Origin of the sequence: Nostoc edaphicum CCNP1411, from assembly GCF_014023275.1 — a bacterium.
GTDB classification, from domain to species: domain Bacteria; phylum Cyanobacteriota; class Cyanobacteriia; order Cyanobacteriales; family Nostocaceae; genus Nostoc; species Nostoc edaphicum_A.
On record NZ_CP054698.1, the window covers coordinates 3,603,195 to 3,623,815 of the forward strand.

The following is a 20,621-nucleotide window of genomic DNA, read 5'->3' on the forward strand; positions in this document are numbered from 1 at the left end:
CAAATGAATTGGCTGTAAGAATGTACAAATGTACGTCCCTACAAAAGCATACATTTGTAGCATAAGTTTCGTGGAATGGTGTCAGTCTTTGCAATCAAGTGTAGAGCAGAATATTAGCAAACGCGATACAGGTTAACTATGTTAATGGTAAGACCTTGGAATTAAACGAGTTTCAAATTACTTCCTAGTACTTTGCATCCCACTGAAAATAGTTGTAACTGTGAAAATTACTGAGTTCCTAGTGGCTCGGCTTAGAGATAATAAAGATTCCACCTACAAAGAGCGAGGCTAATACCCGCGGACATAAATACTGAGTCCCTGTTAGTTTATTAGTTACTCAGTATTTAGCACTGATCATGGTAAAAACACTTTATCTTGTTGAAGATTTGATGAACTTTAAGTGGAAGATTGATAATCTTTAGACTAAGTTTGTTATTTTGCTAATTAAATTCTTAAGCAAAAAGGTAAAAATATAACAAAACTGCAACCGAAAAAAATAAGTAAGTTCAACAACACTTTTTGATGAAGCCTTGTTCTTTTTTTTGTTCTGTATTTTTGTACCCAAGCTGGGTAATCTAAAAGTAAGTGCAATAGCTACTGAAAATATTTGTAAATAACTGGGAAACTATGAGAATTTTGGTGACGGGCGGTGCTGGGTTTATTGGTTCCCATCTCATCGACCGACTAATGACTGCTGGGCATGAATTAATATGCTTGGATAATTTTTACACTGGCCACAAACGCAACATTCTTAAATGGTTAGGTCATCCGTACTTTGAACTGATTCGCCACGATATAACCGAACCAATTCGGTTAGAAGTAGATCAAATTTATCATTTAGCTTGTCCAGCTTCACCAGTACATTACCAGTACAACCCAGTTAAAACCGTTAAAACTAACGTGATGGGAACACTGAATATGTTGGGGCTAGCTAAACGTGTAAAAGCTAGGTTTTTCTTGGCTTCAACTAGTGAAGTATACGGTGATCCAGAAGTTCATCCCCAAACTGAAGAGTATCGGGGTAGCGTCAATCCCATTGGGATACGTTCATGCTACGACGAGGGTAAAAGAATTGCTGAAACTCTAGCATTTGATTACTACAGGCAAAATAAAGTTGATATTCGAGTTGTTCGGATATTCAACACCTACGGGCCGAGAATGTTAGAAAACGATGGTCGGGTGGTGAGCAACTTTATAGTTCAAGCCTTACGGGGTAATCCTTTAACCGTCTACGGCGATGGTTCGCAAACTCGTAGTTTCTGCTATGTTTCTGATTTGGTAGAAGGATTCATCCGCCTAATGAATAGCGACTACATTGGCCCAGTCAACCTGGGCAATCCTGGTGAATACACGATTTTACAATTGGCACAAACGGTGCAAAATATGATCAACCCGGAAGCCCAGATTAAGTTCGAGGCACTACCTTCGGATGATCCCCGACGTCGCCAACCTGATATCACAAAGGCAAAAACTTGGTTAAATTGGGAACCTACCATTCCTCTACAAGAGGGGTTAAAACTAACAATAGAAGATTTTCGCGATCGCATTCAAAGCGATGTCAATAATTCAACCACCTAAGCAGCCCCTAGTGTTGCTCTAAATTTTCGTGCAGACTCATCCTCGATAACTAATATACTTAGTGGCTGAGTTGACTAGTAGTGTATAAGTGTCAAATTGAGAACTTCTTTTTGAAGACTAATCCCAAAAAAGTGAGGAGTTAAAAAATGCGTGTTTGCGTGATTGGTACTGGTTACGTTGGTTTAGTTACAGGTGCTTGCTTGGCTCATATTGGGCATGATGTAATTTGCGTAGACAACAACGAAGAAAAAGTTAAGTTAATGAAGTCTGGGCAGTCCCCAATTTTTGAGCCAGGACTCTCAGAAATTATGCAGTCTGCCATTCAAGCAGAGAAAATTCATTTTACTAGCGATCTCGCCGCCGGAGTAGACCACGGGGAAATTTTGTTTATTGCTGTGGGAACACCACCTTTACCTACTGGTGAAAGTGATACTCGTTACGTCGAAGCTGTAGCCCGTGGTATTGGGGAAAACCTCAACGGTGGTTACAAAGTCATAGTGAATAAATCTACAGTACCCATTGGTTCTGGTGACTGGGTGCGGATGCTTGTTTTAGATGGGATTGCAGAGCGGCAGAAAACACTGATACCCGCAGGTGGCGTACCCAGTGATGAGAAATTAACTGAGTTTGCAGCTGAATTTGATGTAGTGAGCAATCCAGAGTTTTTGCGCGAAGGTTCGGCAGTTCACGACACCTTTAACCCTGATCGCATTGTACTAGGAGGCAATAGCCAAAGAGCAGTAGCCTTAATGCAACAACTCTATGCCCCAATTGTGGAACGCAAGTACGCTGATGATCAATCTTTACCCCCTGTACCAATTTTGGCAACAGACCTGAGCTCGGCGGAGATGATCAAATACGCCGCTAATGCCTTCTTAGCCACTAAGATTAGTTTTATTAACGAAGTTGCGAATATTTGCGATCGCGTCGGTGCTGATGTAACCCAAGTAGCCAAGGGTATCGGTCTAGACTCCCGCATTGGTAACAAGTTTTTACAAGCTGGTATTGGTTGGGGTGGTTCTTGTTTCCCCAAAGATGTCTCGGCTCTAATTCACACTGCTGATGATTATGGCTATGAAGCCCAGCTAATGAAAGCTGCTGTTAGTGTCAATGAACGTCAGCGGTTGATTGCTTTGGAGAAACTCCAACAAGTTCTGAAAATTCTCAAAGGCAAAACAGTCGGACTACTCGGACTGACCTTCAAGCCAGATACCGACGACTTGCGCGATGCCCCAGCACTCATCCTAATTGAGCAGCTAAACAGACTGGGAGCCAAAGTCAAAGCCTACGACCCTATTATTTCTCAAACAGGTATGCGTCATGGGCTTTCTGGGGTGTTAGTAGAAACCGATGCCGAAAGACTTGCTGACGGCTGTGATGCCTTAGTACTTGTCACCGAATGGCAGCAGTTCAGCACTCTCGACTATGTGAAGATGGCAAAATTGATGGCCCACCCAGTTATCATTGATGGTCGTAACTTCCTCGACCCCGAAGCAATGATCCGGGCTGGATTCCAATATGTAGGCGTGGGAAGATAGAGAGTTAGGAGTTAGGAGTGATAAATAAAAATTAATTACTAACTTCTAACTCCTTTGAAAACCTAAATATTTAAACTACCGCCTAGATTCATCTAGGCGGTATTTAATTTGTTTAAAGCTTAACTTTGTATTTTTACGTGCAAGGCTGTGTCAAGAGCTACTTGGAACACGTTCAATTTCAGCATATCCACTGAAAATAAGTTTTTGACCTTCAGTTTCTAATCGATTGAGCCGCATTTTCACTCCATCAAGGTCAAAACGATCAAGATCAACCATATTATCTAAAATTTCTACCAGCGCTACGCTCAAGGTTTGCGAGATTTCTCGTTGTGCTTCTGGCACTTGGTCAAGTTGAATTTTTGGATCTTTGAAAGAAACTCGCCGCCGCCTTTCAATAGCTACTGTTAAAATCATGCTCAGGGGTACGAGTTCGCCATTATTTAAATCTGCTTTTGCTACAAGCTGTAAACGATTCTCTGGCAATAGCTGTACCTGGACATCCGTAAATGAGACTGGTTCACCGCCAGATAATGCTGTCAGGGATGGTACGGAGAGGTTAAGCAGACGCTTTTTCACCAGTTCCGCATTAAAGGCTTGGTTGATGCCTGCTTCTGATAATATGACTTGAGCGATCGCTTGAGTGGGTTGCTTAAGACTAAGTTTGCCACTTAAAACCGAGCCGAAGTCAATAGCCACCGCATCGGTTTCAAAAGACATCTCCTCAACCGCGAAATCTTTCCGAATCACCAAGCCACGACCGCTCATTTTGAAGCTATCAATGCTGCCTTGCAACAGTTTGCTGGAGGGGTAGCAGCGCACAAAGACTTCTACTGACTCGCTTTGCGTAAACAGGTGGCGAATCGTTTGGCTGGCGACTGTGTTGAGCATCCGCTCTCCCCAATCAGTGCCTTTAGGATCTTGTAAACCAGTAAGTCCGCCGAACATGTGGTTTTTAGTCTCTAGAAGTTCTTTGTACTTTTGTAACAAATCGTGAAGAATACAGCAAGCGATCCCGTGATTAATTGTGCTGATGGTTAGGCATAGGATAGCTGATGGCAAATAGCTAAATGTGTCAAATATTACTGACTATATTAAAGAATCTCAATGCTAGAATGCACAATCAGAGCCATGCTGAACATGCCCATAGTTCACAAGCACTCCTGACATCTGATAAAGTTGATGAGAAAGAATTTTGAGAACTTGACTGATTGAAAGAGAGGAAGCGATCGCATCTCTGTTAAAAATAGTTTCAAGCCAGGAATGTACTTTGATAAAAAACTGTGAAGAATACAGCAAGCGATCCCATAATTGATTATGCTGAAGGTAATTGTATCAGATGTTACTTGTGAATTAGTAGTGGGAATAGCAGAATCCATTAACTTTGGAGGCAACATTAGTAGATGCTCAACTAGAGAGCGGAAAATTTCTCGAAGCCGCTATTTCTCAAGAAAAGATTATGGATCAGATTTTGGTTCACATTGTTTTAGCAGGTAATCCAGATAAATCTTGGGAAGATATTTTGCTAGAATTACAAGCTGCCAACCTTAGTCCTGCCTCAATCGATGCGATCGCTTCTCATATCAAATCTCCACTATCTTTAGAAACCTTACTTGAGCAAATTAATAGTGATTTTGCAGTACCCTTACTGGCTCAATGTCAAAAAATTGCTCATTCAGATGGGGTAGTTACACCAGCAGAAGCTAAGGTTATAGATTCTATTAACAAAAAATTAAACTGTGATTTGGCTGCAATCAAATAACCTAAATATTGATGTTATTTTTTTACAAAAAGCGATCGCAATCTCTACGCAAAAGTGCGTAGACGCGGAGCGGCTTGTCGTTAGACATCGCAGCACATCCATTAATCATGAAGCTATCTGATAAATTGCAGGTCGATATCTCGCTTCAGGAGTTTCTTTACTCTCCACTTTGGCAGCATCTAACCATGCTGCTTTTGCTTGCAAGACTTCACGAAGTGCTTCTTCTTCAGTTAGACCAAATGCTGAACAATATTTCAGATCAGGAATATCAGCAATGTAGCCATCATCTTCTTCACTGTAGAAAATATTAATGTGATAGTGCTTCATCCTTAGCTCAGTATCGCAACCAAAATACGCAGCAAGTCTTCTACATCAGCAGGAACACGATATAAGTTGATATCTTGAGTTATTTGTTTATTTTCTCGATTCAGTAGACCAAATTGCCAAATATCCCCTGTAGAAACAGCCCCTTGTAAATTTGCCTCTTGAGAATCAGTCCACGCATCAATAGCAATCAGTTCTACAGCAAGCTGGGTAAAGCCCCTTGCCAAATCAGCATTTTTAGCTTCCACAACCAAGAGCTTATGGTCTGTATGAAGATAATAGTCAAGGGAACCTTTTAATTGTTCTGTAACTATAAGAGGATATTCAATTCTAAGTTGGGCACGGGTGTAATGAACAATATCCAATAAAATTGGGGCAATTAGTAACTCTCTGCGGGCTGCTTCACTAGTCAAGCTAATATATGGCAAACTCTCCTCAATCCTAGATTTGAGATTTACGAGTCTATCTAATTCAATGGTGGACTTTTGGTGATTGAGAGAGGAACGTTTTAAAGAATAGCCAAATTCAGCCAGGATGTCTTCTGGCTCGAATGACATCTCAAAATAGTTTCTGAAAGTGTATGAGTGATTTGGTTGAAGGATGGGAGTTTTGCTCATACTTGATAATTCGTAATTCGTAATTGAGCTTTTTAAAATAACATCAGATTTTCAATAGGTTCGATTGTCATACAACTTGTATGACAAACATAATAGGCCTCCTACCTCGTTAACAACTTCCGCCGCAGATTATCCAACGCTGCATTCGCACTAACATGACGAATTAGAGCGCGTCCTCGCACTGTGCCAAACTGATACTCAAAACTTGCCACTTCATCGTCTGGCCCAGCTAAACCAACGTAAACTAAACCCACTGGCTTAGTATCCGTCCCTCCAGTTGGGCCAGCAATACCAGTAATACTCAATCCCCAAGTGGTTGCAAGTCGAGTTTTTACCCCAATTGCCATTTGCTCTGCAACGATCGCACTTACCGCCCCAAATTTATCTAAATCTTCCTGGTTAACCCCCAGCAGCCCAGCCTTCACCGAATTGTCATAAGAAATTACTCCACCCCAAAAGTAATCAGAACTCCCAGAAATCTCAGTTAACATTTGTCCTAAACCGCCACCAGTGCAAGATTCTGCGACTGAAAGCGTTTCTTTTGATGTCCGCAACAGCTGACCGACCACGGAAGCAAGAGTATCATTATTAACGCCGTAAAAATCCAGTCCGGCGATTTCTTTAAGTTGTTTCTCAATGGGCGCAATTAGTTCTTCTGCGGCTGCTTCTGAAGTTGCTTTAGCAGAGACTCGCAATCTTACTTCCCCCTTACCTGCGTAAGGTGCTACTGTGGGATTTGGCAACTTCAAATAGGAAGCAACCTTTTCCGCCAAAGCCGATTCACCAATACCCCAAAACTTTAAACTCCGACTGTAAATAATTTCTTTACCCCAACCTTGACTTTTGAGAAATGGGACGGCTGTTTCTTCCCACATCGGGTGCATTTCACTGGGAACACCGGGAAAGGTGAAAATAGTAATTTCAGGACGAGGTTGCCAAATGATGCCGGGTGCTGTTCCAGTGGGGTTGGGGAGAATTTCTGCACCTTGGGGAATCAAAGCTTGTTTACGGTTACTTGGTGACATAACCCGACCACGTTGGGCGAATTTCTGGGTTATGTCTTCGATGATGTCAGAGCGTTCTACCAACGGGACTTTAAAAAAATCGGCGATGGTTTCGCAGGTGAGATCATCTGGTGTCGGGCCGAGTCCACCAGTAAAAATGAGAATTTGCGCTCTGGAAATAGCAATTTCTATAACTTCTTTCAACCGTTCTGGGTTATCCCCAACCACTGTTTGATAGTAATGGGGGATACCTAGCTGCGCTAATTGTTGCGCCAAAAATTGAGCATTGCCGTTGAGGATATCTCCTAGCAGCAGTTCAGTACCAACACAAATAATTTCTGCGCTCATTGGATTGGGAATGGGGAGTGGGGAATCGGGAATGGGGAGTGGGGAATCGGGAATGGGGAGTGGGGAGAAGAACTATTACCAATGCCCCATGCCCCATGCCCAATGCCCCATGCCCAATTATGCTAGTGCTGGTACAGGAATTTCCAGGTGAGGATATAAGGGGAAGCGATCGCACAATGCCGCTACCCGTTGCCGACAATCTTGGGTTACTACGTCGGAATCTGGAGAAAGTAGGCGATCGCTAATAATATTTGCAATCTCGGTAAATTCTCCTACTCCTAAGCCCCGCGTGGTCATGGCTGGAGAACCTAACCTCAGACCACTGGTAACAAATGGCGATTGTGGATCAAAGGGAATAGTATTTTTGTTAGCAGTAATATTCACGGTACTAACTAGCTGATCCGCCTGCTTACCAGTTAGATTGACAGAGCGTAAATCTACTAATATTAAATGGTTATCCGTGCCATTAGACACCAACTTTAAACCCCGATTTTGTAGTTGTTCGGCCAAAGCACGAGCATTTTCAATCACTTGGGCAGAATAGGTTTTAAACTCAGGCTTGAGGGCTTCTCCAAAAGCTACAGCCTTACCAGCAATGACGTGTTCCAATGGCCCGCCTTGGCTACCAGGAAAAACAGATTTATCTAGCTTTTTACCTAGTTCTGCGTCACCAGTCAAAATTAAACCACCTCTAGGGCCGCGTAGAGTCTTATGTGTAGTTGTTGTTACTACGTGACAATGAGGAATGGGATCGGGATGAAGACCACTAGCAACTAAACCAGCAATGTGGGCAATATCGGCAAGTAAGTAAGCGCCGATTTCATCAGCAATACTACGGAACTTTTGAAAGTCAATGATACGAGGATAAGCCGAATAACCACAAATCAGCAGCTTAGGACGCTCCCTTAGCGCCAGCTCTCGAATTTGGTCATAGTCAAGTTGTTCTGTTTGTTGACTGACACCATAGTGGCTAACTTGGAACCACTTACCTGAAAAATTTACAGGGGAACCGTGGGTAAGATGTCCCCCATGAGACAAATCCATCCCCATAATTTTGTCTCCTGGTTGCAGTAGCGACAGAAACACTGCAAAATTGGCTTGTGCGCCAGAATGGGGTTGCACATTCGCATGAGCAGCACCAAATATCTGTTTAGCACGGTCGATCGCTACTTGCTCGATTTTGTCGATAAACTCACAACCGCCATAGTAGCGTTTACCAGGTAAACCTTCGGCATATTTATTTGTCAGTACCGAACCTTGAGCCGCCAGTACAGCGGCGGAGGTAAAGTTTTCACTAGCAATCAACTCCAAGTGGTCACGCTGACGCTGTAGTTCGTCGTTGATTAACTCCGCGATCGCTGGATCACTGGAGGAAAGAAAGTCTGAATTAGTCCTAGTCACTTCAATTATCCTTATGGAAATTTGTACAACGGCTGATTTGGGTTGGATACAGCACCTAAATAACAGTCAAGAGCAATAGTTTTTGACTGCTGTCCAGAGGCGATCAATCGTCTCCGTACTCTGAGGTTTATTTATGCCAACTTATTTATTATTAGACCCAAGCTCGATTAATGCATTAATAATCATAACCTTGCTTTTTGAAATCCTCACCTTGCTGCGTGTTGTGAGGTCGTTAGACAGTATTCTTTATGAGAAAGAGAGAAAGGCATTTAGTTGCCTTTCGGGGATAAAAAAGAACTTCAGACAATATTGCCCTACTTAATCATTCATGAACAACAAGAACCCCGACTTTTTAAAGAAGTCGGGGTTCTGCGGGTTGCAATTCTCACAAATCAAAAAATCAAATAGGATTCATATAGCGATTTTGATAGTAAGCCAAAATCTGGTTAACTCGTTGCCGACTTTCTGAACCAGAGTTTGCTGTCCACGAGAGGCTCAAACCAGCAATTTGACTTTGATTGTAATCAAACTGCTGGGATGACTGGGGAATTAAATCCACTTCCACCCCTTCGACTTGATGTAAATGCGCTGCTATTTCTCTATAGACAGCTAAAGGCAAACTAGCGAATTCAATTTTTTCCTTACTCTCCATTTTTATGAAGCTCCCACATTAAAAGAATTTTGGGGAGGCGTTGTCACTGAAATAGGATTGCCGGTAGCAGATGCAGCTGACGGCGTTGAGGTGACAGCCCCTTCCCCTACCATTTTGGCAACTTCAATACCAAATTGTTCCAAAATCACGATGGGGTTGTAGCCCTGATTCATTTCAATACGTTTAATCAATACGCCATTTGCCAATCGCTGTCCCGCTTGTACATAGCGACTTGTTGGCTCATCGGGTACTTTGATAATTGCCTGTGGTTCCTTACTAATTAGAACTACACCAGTCACAACCACTGCCCTTGCTAATTCAGGTTGTGCTGGTGGTGGCAATACAGAGGCTAAAGTAGGGTTGGGGACAACTTGAGGCAAAACCTTGGGTAAGACTGAAGTCAAGGTAGGATTGACTTTTCTTGCTACAGAAGAAACGTTATTTTTCTTTGGATTTAAAGCTATGCTACGTGTTGGAAGTTTTCGTACTGCTAGTGATGCAGTAGGTAACTTAGGCAACACGGGAAGAGGTCTTCTAGACGTTTGAGGCATTCCGGAAAACGTCTGCCCGAAAAGTTGTGTAAAGGGGTCACTTCGATCTTTTGATACCACAAGTTCTCGTGCCCGTTGTGTAGCATTAGTGGATTGAATCAAGTTAGCAGACGCAGGATTAACTTGTGAAACCTGTTTGGCAGGTATCACTGGATTCTTAAAGGATTGAGCCGCTGGTGGCGACTTTGTGGCTATTTTGGGAATTGGTGCAGGATTGATTGCTTGTTGTGTATCTTCAGAAGCACATCCAGCGATCGCCAAGGTTAAAATAGCTGCAATTGTAATTTTTGAAGTTCTGCCCATGAGCTGTTCTCAAAAGCCATTGGAAAATTGAAACATGGAAATCAACATGCCTGAAATGTGTATTAAAGGCAAAGTATGTTCCCTTTATAACCTAATTTTTTACATTTCAAGGGTTATTTTTAGCACTGCCTACTCAGCATAACTGCGGCTTGGTGTTTGTTTGCAGTTAGTCCTCAGCCACACCCATAAGCTCTTTCATCAAATCCAAGCCTTTCTTGACTCTACGGGAAACCGTAACTACACTGATACCCAGATGTTCTGCAACTTGTTTTTGGGTTAAATCTTGCAAAAACACACATTCCAACACATCGCGGGTGCGTTTTTCTAGCTGAACCAATGCTTGTTGTAAGCGAAGTTGGTCTTCTTGTGCCAGTTGAAAGCTGCGATAGTGAGGATCTGGAACCAATTCTCCCAAGCAGGTAGAACCTTCTTCTCCATCTTGGATTGGCACATCGAGACTCAAGGGAGCGCGATTGACCCATGCTAATTTAATTTCTTGCCATTCATTTGGAGAAATTTCTAGTGCTGCTGCTAATTCCGAGTCGGTTGGTTGGCGATTATGTTTTTCACGCCAAGAACGTGATATTCCTATTGCTTGCTGTTGGAGTGCTAACCATCTCCGAGGAATTCGCACGGTGACGCCTTTATCTCGAAGATAGTGTTGAATTTCACCCCGAATATAAGGAAGAGCATAGGAACTGAAGGCATGTCCCTTGGAAAGTTCAAATCTTTCAATAGCTCTGATTAAACCCAAACATCCAACCTGGAGCAAATCATCGTAGGTTTCATGACATTGATTTGTCCAGTAGTGAGCTTCTTTTCTCACAAGTCCAAAATTGAGTTTTACCAGTTGATTACGGATATTTTCTGACGGAGATTGCTGATATTCTCGCAACAACTGCCAAATTTCGTGTTTTAGTTCAGTGGTGACTGTGGTAGGCATAGCACCGGGTTTATTGAGCAAATAAAGAATCAATTATTCGCTTTTAAATTAAGCTGCGATCGCACGATATCAAAGACAATATCGCGCTATATTTCCGAGCAAATACTATGGTAGATAACAAATATTTTCTATCAAAAATCCATAGATTGCTTGACAATAGAGCAAAATTTAAATGAGCGAAATTGGTATTTAGATGGTTATTTATCTTTGGTATGATCTGTAGTTTTTTTGAGAACTACATAGGAATAAAATATAAAATTAATCACTAAATATCAAACCGAGATTGTACTTAACTTGAATTAATTAATGATGAAGTTAATTTATAGAAACAAAACAACAGTATTCGGGTTTTTGTTGGAATAGTAAAAGTTATATTTACAGTAAAATTACGTGTCTCTTCAACAGAGATTTATCCAATAAATAAAAATTACTAAATAATTTAAAAGAATACTATGTATATTTACGTAAGCCAATAAAAAAAGGGCATCTCGCCCTTTTTCGTACTTAAGTCTATAGTCTTTTAATGAAAAGGAAAAGTGAAAGGGATGAATCAAGTGACCCTCAAAATTGAGGGATCAAAATTTTCCCAATTGCTAGAGCTATTTCGCCCACAATTTTGCTTGGCTTTAACTTTTCCCCATCTTTGTAAAAAAACTATCTACCCTCTTTTTTCAAGAGGGTAGATAAGTTAACTTTTGTGATCAAGTCTGATACTTACAGAATTGTCATTCTGAGTGCCAGTTATTTGCCTTACTTCCAAAGATTTAGCCACGAGTAGGTTCAACCCGTCCATAAAATAGACCGCGAATCTTAACTTCTTTAGGTTCGCCAGCACCTAAATCTGTATCAGATGGCTGTTCGCTCTCGAAAGTACCAGCAATTTCACCGCTAGAGCTGTCTATTTTAGCGATTTGCAGAGAAATCTTGCCATTGAGATTTTCAGCACGCTTGACGTTAGTGCGGGTAAGTTCTTCATCATCTGCTTGGGCGGGGAGTGCTACGGCATTATCGTAGCCACTGACGACACCACGACCTTTAGGATCTAGGAAGGCAGCACCACGATAGGAAGGAACTTTGAAGGTGCCTTCAAAGTCCGTAGAGGTGTTAATACTGGTCAAACTGGGTTGGCTTTGAGCAACCAAGTTTTTGATGGTGAAGAGGAAAGGTACTCGCTCACCACCAGGAAGCTGCACAGTGATGGCTTGGAAATCAAGACCATCAGTTTCCGTAAAGGTCAAGCTATTATCTGAGTTGATTTTTAGATCACCTTGCACTTGGTCAATGGTGGAAGTATATCTGGTCAATAATTTGCCAGCAACAAATTCTGCTTCTTGCCGTTTATTAGCAGGTTCTTCTTTGATGAAGAAGCTAGTTGGCTCTAAGCAAAGTTCTTTGATGGCATAAGACTGGCTAGAATCAATGGGAATGGAACCACGGCTTGTTTCTGCTAGTTGGGGGCATTTATTAGCCAAGCCAGTGCCGCGAATTTGATCGTAAGTAAGTACATCTCTACCACTACTACTAGCAGGAGCATCACTACAAGCAGTTATTAGCCCCAGGCACAAAGCCAAGAATGCAACAATTAAAGCGCGATACCTCATGGTCAACCTCAATCTCAAAAATTAATATCTAAGTTGTAAAACTGCATCGAAGCTTTGATCTCTGATGAGAAGCCGCTACTCTGCGAAAAGCTACCTTTGATCGGACACGGCTTTGCTCTGATTTCCAGATTTTAAGCAAGTGTTCGGGTGTTTAGGTTGTCAGCCACTGCTCAAACTTTTCTCTGCTAAACGTAGTTAAACGTGTCGCTCTCTTGAGCGTGGGATGTAAACCCCAGACTTAGTAGCACACTGCATCCATTTTGGATGTGTGTCACTAGGGGAGCAAAAAACCAGCAGTTTTACTGTTGGGGCATTTGTTAGAGTTGGGCGGGTGGATGAGTAAGCCTCACACAGAGAAGCATAAATGCTTGCCTCGAAGAGTGCGAAGAGGGGTGTCTGTTTCGCACTTTGCTTTTGCTTATGGCAAAAGCGGCGTCGCCCAAGTCTTTTTGTATCATGTATGTGACGCCACTACATACAGCCCATTGTTTGATGGGTAAATCAGCCAGATCATACGATTTTTTTTAACTCAAAATCAAAGTACTCAAAATCCAAGAAAGTCTCGTACCGATCGCATCTAGCTGCTGTGGAGGCTATGCTAAAGGTTATTATGCTCTTTTAGGAGCGATCGCAATTACTTTTGATAAAGATACAAATCTAGTTATATTCAACCCTGACTAGGGGAAGTGAGGGGACAGGGGACAAGGAACAAACTAGGGAAAATTAAAAATCTCCGGTAAATTTGAGTTGACCTCATTTATACGGAAAGGGTGGCATGAACGATAACAAAAATATTGAATCAGGGGAGTTGTCCTGTAAAGTGCAAGCGATCGCAACTGTGGTGTATGATGCAGTCCAGGGTTGTCAAGGCGATACTGTAGCTCTTTTAGCTTTGCTGCGCCAATTGGAACAGTTACACCGAGAAATTCGGGATGGGGTTTTTCAAGAGAGTTTGCCTGTTAACCGTCGCCAACTCTACTCGCTGCTGAAAGATATTGAGTCTGAGGGAGGCTGGCCTTACATTGAGCGCATGAGATTACAAGCATTTTTAGCGAATTTGCCAAAAGAGGCTCCCGAAGAAAATAACCATGAAGTTCTGGAGAGCGATCGCTCCTTTAGCTGATTATCTCGAAATAAATTTCTAACTCTGAATTAACAACTCTGATCGCCTCATCAACCGCTAAACCAAGAGCGGTTGCCCATTGAGGCTTCAACCTAATTCGTAATTCGTAATTTGTAATTCGTAATTAAAAAGGGTTTGTAAAGGTTATGCCATCACAAAGAAAGCGATCGCGCTCCTCAAGATTGCGGTTGTGCTTGAGGTAATCACCCACCCAGTTGCAACTACGAACAAGCAGATCATCAAGGTGTAAATTCCACAGAATTATCTTGTTGTCATCACTAGCTGATGCTAATGTTTGACCATCTGGACTAAAACTGACACTTAACACCGGAGCGCGATGCCCATTAAGACTTTTAATTAATTTGCCATCACGGCTCCAAAGTTTCACTGTACTATCCCAACTGGCAGCTGCAAGCAATTCACCATTGGGACTGAAAGTCACGGCATTAACGCTATCGCTATAACCTTTTAATAAGGTTTTTAACAACGTCCCATCCCGTCGCCACAGTTTCACGGTGTTATCCCAGCTAGCAGAAGCCAGTAACTCGTCAGTGGGACTAAAGCTGATACCCAATACCCAACTATCATGGGGCGAGAAAGTTTTGAGCAAAGTACCATCCTGCTGCCAAAGTTTCACAGTTTGGTCATCACTGGCAGAGGCTAAAATCTGACTATCAGGGCTGAAATTCACGCTATTTACCCAACCCTGATGCCCTACTAAGGTTTTGAGCAACTTGCCCTCACGGTTCCAAAGTTTCACCGTTTTATCTTTGCTAGCTGATGCCAAAAACTGACCATCAGGGCTGAAATTCACGCTCATCACACTATCAGTATGCCCGTAGAGAGTCATGATTAAAGTACCGTCAAGCCGCCAAAGTTTAACAGTTTTGTCATAACTTCCTGAAGCCAGCATTTCACCTTTTGGGTCAAAACTGACACTAGGAACTTTATTTGTGTGCCCTACTAAAGTTTTGTACAGTCGGGTTTTGACCTCACCACTGCTGGTGTCTTTTTGCCAGAGTTTTACAGTGCGATCGCTACTACCAGAAGCTAGCATCTGACCGTTGGGACTCCAAGTAACACTCAAAACTCGATCCTGATGTCCTTTAAGAATAGACGGTGTTGGGGCATCTAAACTCCATAATTTCACGCTTTTGTCAAAACTTCCTGAAGCCAGCAATTTTTTATTTGGACTGAAAGCAATGCTAACAACTGCATCGCTGTGTCCTTTAAAGGTTTTGAGTAAGGTACCAGTGCTACTCCAGAGGTTTATGGTATTGTCTTCACCTGCGGAAGCTAACTTTTTACTATCGGAACTAAAGCTCAAACTCCACACTGTACTGCTATGCTGCCGTAAAGTTTTGTAAGGACGATATTCAAAACCGTCTTTAGTACTGTTACTTTCCCGCCGCCAAAGTTTTACTGTTTTGTCTCTACCTGTTGATGCCAACAATTTACCGTCCGGGCTGAAAACAGCTACAACCACACCCTGCTGATGTCCCTGCAAAGTTTTAACGAGGCTACCGTTCCGTCGCCAGATTTTCACTGTTTTGTCGTCGCTGGCCGAGGCAACAAATTGACCATCGGGACTGAAGTTTACCCAGTTAACCCACCCTCGATGTCCCCTCAGTATTTTTACTAAGCTACCGTCTTTGCGCCAGAGTTTTACAGTTTTATCCTTACTTCCAGTAGCTAACAATTCGCCATCAGGACTGAAATTAACGCTATAAACCCAATCTCCATGTCCTTTTAGGGTTGTATGTGGCTTGGGGTCAAATTTATCAGTAACCGGGTTTTTGTGCCAGATTTGCACTGTTTTGTCGAGGCTGGCGGAGGCTAGGGTTTGACCATTAGGGCTAAAACTTACACAAGTGACAGCATCAGTGTGATCTTTGAGGGTTTGGAGTAAGGTACCGTCAGGACGCCAAAGTTTCACCGTATGATCTCGGCTACCTGATGCTAGCAACTGACCATTCGGGCTGAAAGTTACTCCCCAGACAATATCAGTGTGCCCTTCCAGGCGGTTAACCTCCGTTACTCCATAAACTGCCTGTTGCAGGGCTGTTACCACCCGCATTCGGGTATCTGGTTGCACTCCATCAGCCTGTTTAAGTGCTCTCCAAGCCCGCAAACTTTCTAATAGGGCATCAAATTCTTTATTAGAGGCAAACAGAGCTTCACTAGCAGCAGTGATCGCACTAATTTGCAAGTTGGTTTCACTGCGTTCAGCTCGTAGAGTTTGGCGGACTGCTGCTCTTTTCTGTAAGTCGGCTTGCCACCATAATGCTGCTATTGTTCCCCCCATAATTGCCAGGATTGCACCTGCTAACCGTGCTTCCCGCAGTCGCCGTTGCAATACCAAATTAAGTTGCTTTTGACTGAGTTTTTGAGCTACTTCAGCTCTAGTTTTTTCAAATTTTATTTTTTCTAATTCGGCGAGCATACCATAGTTGTTCTTTTGGCGAATTGGTTCAACTAAATAATCATGAACCAACTGGTAGCGATCGCCTAACTCTTCTCTGACTCGCAATACCAACCCTGAACCTACCAATATTTCTAAAATCAATTCCCCAACTTTGTCAAAATTTAATATCGTATATATTTCATGATTATTAACTAATGCCGCCGCTAAATCAGCTTTACTTTTTAAAGGTCGTGTCCCCTTTTCATCAGTTAACTCAAATAATAATTTCCAACTTAACTCTTCATTCTCTTGACCACAGTCTTTGATAACTTCTCCAAGCCAGCGTTCCACCAATTTTGCCGAGCCACCACAAAGTTTATATTCTGAAAGTGTGGTAATGTTTTCTATTTGTAGTTGGGCGCCAACTATTTGTAATTCAATTGGATTTACTTCATCTAGTTCCCCTGTTAAGTCCTGCACTAATCGGTTAATTAATTCATTACTCAGATCATAATGTGAACGTTGAGTAAGACTATGAATGATAGATTTTGCATCCTGGCTAGAGAATTTTCCTAAATAGTAGCGAATATCTTTATCGAGAATATTTTTATTAATTACGCCTAAATCATATAATCCAGTGCTATTGTTTTGGCTCAATCGTTCAAATTCTAACAAGTGATGTAAATAATCTTCTCGTAAGGAAAGAATGATTTTGACATAAGAAATATTTAAACATTCACTAAAAAATTTATAAAACTCTATTCTTTGTGTGGGAGGATTACTAACAAAGAAAAATTCTTCAAATTGGTCTAGTATGAGTATTATTGTATAATTGCGTTCAGATGCTAACCGAATTTTTTCTAGCAGTATAGTTGGTGTAGAGTCAAGATTAAGCGATATTCCTGTATATACCAGTGCTTGATTAATACTGCTGATCAAGATTGTCATCCAATCAGTATAAACAGACAAAACAATAGGTATAGGAATTCGTTCACCGATAACTTTTCCCTTAAGTGCTGGGACTAAACCAGCTTTGAGAATCGAACTTTTACCTACACCTGATGGCCCATAAATTACTGTAAGTTTGTAGTCAGCGCGGGTAATTCTTTCAATTAAGCGATTGACATCTTGTTGGCGTCCAGAAGCAGATATTTCTTGAGCGATCTCTTCAGGAATAAACGGAATTTTATGAGGTTCCAGTACTGGGTTAATTCTGGGGCGTTGCGGCTGCAATTGACTTGCGCCGATGAAGGCACGAAAGCCATACTGGTGTTCTATTTGAATTTTTTCTTGCTTCAGCTTAAAGGCTTCTGTATAGTCATGACGCTCAAAAAAGTAAAGCGATCGCAGTTCCTCTAAAATCTCTAGGTAAAGTGATGGCTGATGTTGTAGCTCACAAACTACCCTCGCCCATTCCAGGTTATTGATAGCCTCCTCCCACTCACCCAGATGACGCTGTGCACGTGCTAGCAAGAGAAGATACCAACTTTCTTGTCGGCGTGTTCGCAAAGCATCTCGTAGATAAACTTCTGTTGCTTCTTCGGCGATAGAAAGTGCTGTATTTGCTAATTCATGAGCTAGTAACCAATTTGACTTAGAAGCCGCTACATTTGCCAAAAATCCATAATTTTGAGCAATTTGTGCAGGAGTTCCATAAGTTTTATGTAGATGTAATGACTTTTGAGCTAATTCTTTTAAGTCATCCCAGGCTTGTAAACGTTGCAGCATTTCACAAGCAGGCAAAATGAATTTAGCAACTAAGTCTTCTCTTTGTACCTCATCCAATAGCTCCAAGCATTGTTTAAACCACAAGAGAGCATGTTCGCAATAGCTGTTAGTATTCTGGTATAAGTCTGCCATTCGGTGATAGCAAAGCCCCAGATGAAATAGTACTATTGCTTGCTTGAGTAAAGACGAGGGAGGGGTAGGGTGAGGACATGAAAGGGGGAAAGAAGAATTACTCTCCCATTCCGCTACTCTCTTTGTTTCTTGCTGCCATAATGCTAGACTTCTTTGATAATTGGCTAAAGCACCATTAATTTGATCGTTGGCGTATTTATCTCGCCCCAAGACAAACTCTAAACTTGCTTCTAATCCTGGTGTTAATTGAACGCCATATAGGCGCAGCAAATCATTACGGGCTGATTCTATTTCGTGGCGGTGTTGAGACTTAGGATCTAAATCTAGAAAAGCATTAGATAAAAATGTTTCAGCACCTGCTTCTAAAACTTTGGCAAATAGAGATTCTGCTTCTTGGTGGATCAAAGCAATTAAATCTGCTTTGGTCATTTCAAATTTAATCGTGGTTGCAGCCCAGCTTTTGAAATCAGGCGCTAATCTTGAAAGCAATGATGCGACTTCATCTTGTAGCCACAACACCACTGGAAATGGAAAAGTTGCGGCATAGATATCTCGTGCTTGGTTGATGCCTGTAAGTAAGTTTTCCAGGTCGATAATTGACTCAATATCAAAAACCATCACAGCAGATGGCAAAGAGTCTGTCAGGACGGCAGGATTATCTAAAGATAGTTCTGAGACTATTGTGGTGTGTAAAGAAGTAGTTGATGGATTGAGAACGATTTCTCTGATGTTGATGTCTTTGGTGATGGAGCGAATATTCTCTAACATTTGCTCACGTAATTGCCCATAGTTACATCGAACTAAAATCAGGGCAAATTGACCTTCGGAAAGCGCGATCGCTCTAATCAGTCTTTGCAAAGTATGCTGATTTTCTTTGGTGTAGACGCGTAGCTGCTTATCATTAGTCATTGCTTATTGGGCATTGGGAATAGGGCATTGGGAATGGGGCATTGGTCATTAGTTATTAGTCCAATGACAAATGACAAAGGACAAATGACTAATGACAAATGACTTACCCAGCAGTGTTACTTGTTTTGTTGCCAAGCTAAAACTTTTTCTGTTTCTGCCAAGGCTGGACTGATACCAAACCAGCGTCCTAGAGGATCGCGATATTCAAACAGATACATACTTCTTAGTAAGCTTTGATAGTCCGACTCACCTTTAACTCTCTGCTGCTGCACTACTTCAAACAATAATTCCCACTGGGATTCATCAATAGCTAATAGCAGATCGTCGCGGTAGTCTTTAATCACGGCTTCTAAGCAGTCCCTAGAAAAAGGTGGATCTTGTCGTTGCAGGCAGCTATAAAGTAAACCCAATAAGTTACGAATGTGACCACCACTGACGCGACATAGACGATCCAAGGTTTGGGAATGATCGAATAATTCTGTAATTAATAAAAGCCTGCTATTCAAAGGAACTTCTGGAAAAGCTCTTGCGAGAACTAACTGGCGCACTAGTGACATCCCTGGTTCGTAGTCACTGCCATCTCTTTGCCGCACCAATACCATTGGCAGTACTTTTGGTGCAATCCCTCCCCCCAGGCGATTTTTTAGTGTCTCGTACTCATTGGAGAAAATTAATGTTAGAGGAATGGTGTAAACTAGGTGGCATTTGAGTCGGCGTAACTGTTCACCTCGGTCGATGAAGAGATATTCTGGTTGCGATCGCCCCGATGCTAAGGGACGCATATCTACTCGATCCAAATTATCTACAATCACTACCAGTCCTTTTTGACCCCGGAGCTTTAGCTGTTCAACAGCTTTTTCTAAAATTTCTTCGTTAATCGCCTGCAAAATACTATTGGTACGTGGTTCCAGATATTGCCTCAGTTGATTCCGCATCTGGGTGCTATCTTTGGTTTTGGCAGTAATTTTGGCAATACCCAAAGACAATTCTGCTTGTCCAGAAAGCTCTATGGGGCTTTGCAAAAAATCGCCTACTTCTTTAAACAAATTGGTAAAGTAACCGGGTTTGAGTTTGATGTTAATCGCTTCTAAACTGGCACTGACTTGACGGGCTACACTCAGCAGAATATCGCTGACATCAATATCCGCCATGTCTAAGTCTTGACTGGACTCAAAATAAACTACATGAAATCCCGCCACTTCTAGTTCTGTCTTGAGGCGCTGCAATTCCGTTGACTTACCGCAGCCAATGTGACCCGTAAATAACTGACAGGTTGGCTCATCAGGAGAAATCCGAATGATAGTCCGTTGCAATTCTTCGACGATCTTGCAACCACGGACATCAGCAAAATCTATGTAATACTGACGATCTAGCACGTTACTTGTATTTAGCGTGTAGCTTGGGTTACATGCTTTATAAAAACGTGACAAATTTAATGTCGTTTTCATGTATGTAGAGGTGTATGTAGACGTGTGTGTAGATGCAGTTTAATTCGTATTTTTTATACAAGTAATCTCTATCCGGGATGTAGACATACGATTAACTTGCAAGTTGGTAGTGTCTTGCAAGGGACAGCACTTGGTACAGGACTACTGTCAGTAGTATGGTAGAGATTTAATTGACCCTAATAACCTTAAGCATATCTGTCCTTTTTACACCTGCTATTGAGGTTTTGACAATCTCTAGCTTTTGTTTGAACTGCCACA

General features: G+C 42.0%; 15 protein-coding genes. 4 read left to right on the forward strand and 11 right to left on the reverse strand.

Going from position 1 to position 20,621, the window contains the following annotated elements; translation table 11 throughout:
* Positions 1–627: 627 nt before the first annotated feature.
* Positions 628–1,578 carry a UDP-glucuronic acid decarboxylase family protein gene (locus tag HUN01_RS17675; protein WP_181932349.1) on the forward strand — a complete coding sequence of 317 codons (951 nt, stop codon included), beginning with the start codon at positions 628–630 and terminating at the stop codon, positions 1,576–1,578.
* 146 nt (positions 1,579–1,724) lie between these two features.
* Positions 1,725–3,116 (forward strand): UDP-glucose dehydrogenase family protein, encoded by a 1,392-nt coding sequence (locus tag HUN01_RS17680; protein ID WP_181932350.1) that lies wholly within the window; start codon positions 1,725–1,727, stop codon positions 3,114–3,116.
* A gap of 150 nt (positions 3,117–3,266) precedes the next feature.
* Here HUN01_RS17680 and HUN01_RS17685 read toward each other — a convergent pair whose 3' ends face one another.
* Positions 3,267–4,061 carry an LmeA family phospholipid-binding protein gene (locus HUN01_RS17685; protein WP_181932723.1) on the reverse strand — a complete coding sequence of 265 codons (795 nt, stop codon included), beginning with the start codon at positions 4,059–4,061 and terminating at the stop codon, positions 3,267–3,269.
* 436 nt (positions 4,062–4,497) lie between these two features.
* On the opposite strand from HUN01_RS17685, the gene HUN01_RS17690 reads away from it, so the two are divergent.
* Positions 4,498–4,875 (forward strand): hypothetical protein, encoded by a 378-nt coding sequence (locus HUN01_RS17690; RefSeq protein WP_238846305.1) that lies wholly within the window; start codon positions 4,498–4,500, stop codon positions 4,873–4,875.
* A 105-nt stretch (positions 4,876–4,980) separates the two neighbouring features.
* Here the strand turns inward: HUN01_RS17690 and HUN01_RS17695 are convergent, their stop codons facing one another.
* From HUN01_RS17695 to psbO, 8 genes are all read right to left on the reverse strand, one after another.
* Positions 4,981–5,202, reverse strand: coding sequence for a type II toxin-antitoxin system HicB family antitoxin (locus HUN01_RS17695; RefSeq protein WP_181932351.1), 222 nt, complete (start codon positions 5,200–5,202; stop codon positions 4,981–4,983).
* A gap of 2 nt (positions 5,203–5,204) precedes the next feature.
* A complete protein-coding gene (locus HUN01_RS17700; protein ID WP_181932352.1) occupies positions 5,205–5,816 on the reverse strand; it encodes a hypothetical protein in 612 nt (203 codons plus the stop codon).
* Between the two features lie 101 nt (positions 5,817–5,917).
* Positions 5,918–7,168, reverse strand: coding sequence for a competence/damage-inducible protein A (locus tag HUN01_RS17705; RefSeq protein ID WP_181932353.1), 1,251 nt, complete (start codon positions 7,166–7,168; stop codon positions 5,918–5,920).
* Positions 7,169–7,285: 117 nt separating this feature from the next.
* On the reverse strand, positions 7,286–8,569 hold the full coding sequence (gene glyA, locus HUN01_RS17710) for a serine hydroxymethyltransferase (RefSeq protein ID WP_181932354.1): 1,284 nt from the start codon (positions 8,567–8,569) through the stop codon (positions 7,286–7,288).
* A 400-nt stretch (positions 8,570–8,969) separates the two neighbouring features.
* The gene (locus tag HUN01_RS17715; protein WP_181932355.1) at positions 8,970–9,221 is read right to left on the reverse strand and encodes a hypothetical protein; all 252 of its coding nucleotides are present in this window, start codon (positions 9,219–9,221) and stop codon (positions 8,970–8,972) included.
* 2 nt (positions 9,222–9,223) lie between these two features.
* Positions 9,224–10,075 (reverse strand): hypothetical protein, encoded by an 852-nt coding sequence (locus HUN01_RS17720; RefSeq protein WP_181932356.1) that lies wholly within the window; start codon positions 10,073–10,075, stop codon positions 9,224–9,226.
* Positions 10,076–10,241: 166 nt separating this feature from the next.
* Positions 10,242–11,018 (reverse strand): RNA polymerase sigma factor SigF, encoded by a 777-nt coding sequence (locus tag HUN01_RS17725; RefSeq protein WP_181932357.1) that lies wholly within the window; start codon positions 11,016–11,018, stop codon positions 10,242–10,244.
* 764 nt (positions 11,019–11,782) lie between these two features.
* Entirely contained in the window at positions 11,783–12,619 is an 837-nt protein-coding gene (gene psbO / locus HUN01_RS17730; protein ID WP_181932358.1) for a photosystem II manganese-stabilizing polypeptide, read from the reverse strand.
* A 775-nt stretch (positions 12,620–13,394) separates the two neighbouring features.
* On the opposite strand from psbO, the gene HUN01_RS17735 reads away from it, so the two are divergent.
* Complete coding sequence (locus tag HUN01_RS17735; RefSeq protein WP_181932359.1) at positions 13,395–13,742, forward strand: hypothetical protein; 348 nt, start codon at positions 13,395–13,397, stop codon at positions 13,740–13,742.
* A gap of 124 nt (positions 13,743–13,866) precedes the next feature.
* Here HUN01_RS17735 and HUN01_RS17740 read toward each other — a convergent pair whose 3' ends face one another.
* Together HUN01_RS17740 and HUN01_RS17745 are read right to left on the reverse strand one after the other, a co-directional pair.
* Entirely contained in the window at positions 13,867–18,915 is a 5,049-nt protein-coding gene (locus tag HUN01_RS17740; protein ID WP_181932360.1) for a WD40 domain-containing protein, read from the reverse strand.
* A gap of 116 nt (positions 18,916–19,031) precedes the next feature.
* Positions 19,032–20,363 carry a P-loop NTPase fold protein gene (locus HUN01_RS17745; RefSeq protein ID WP_181932361.1) on the reverse strand — a complete coding sequence of 444 codons (1,332 nt, stop codon included), beginning with the start codon at positions 20,361–20,363 and terminating at the stop codon, positions 19,032–19,034.
* Positions 20,364–20,621: the final 258 nt, after the last annotated feature.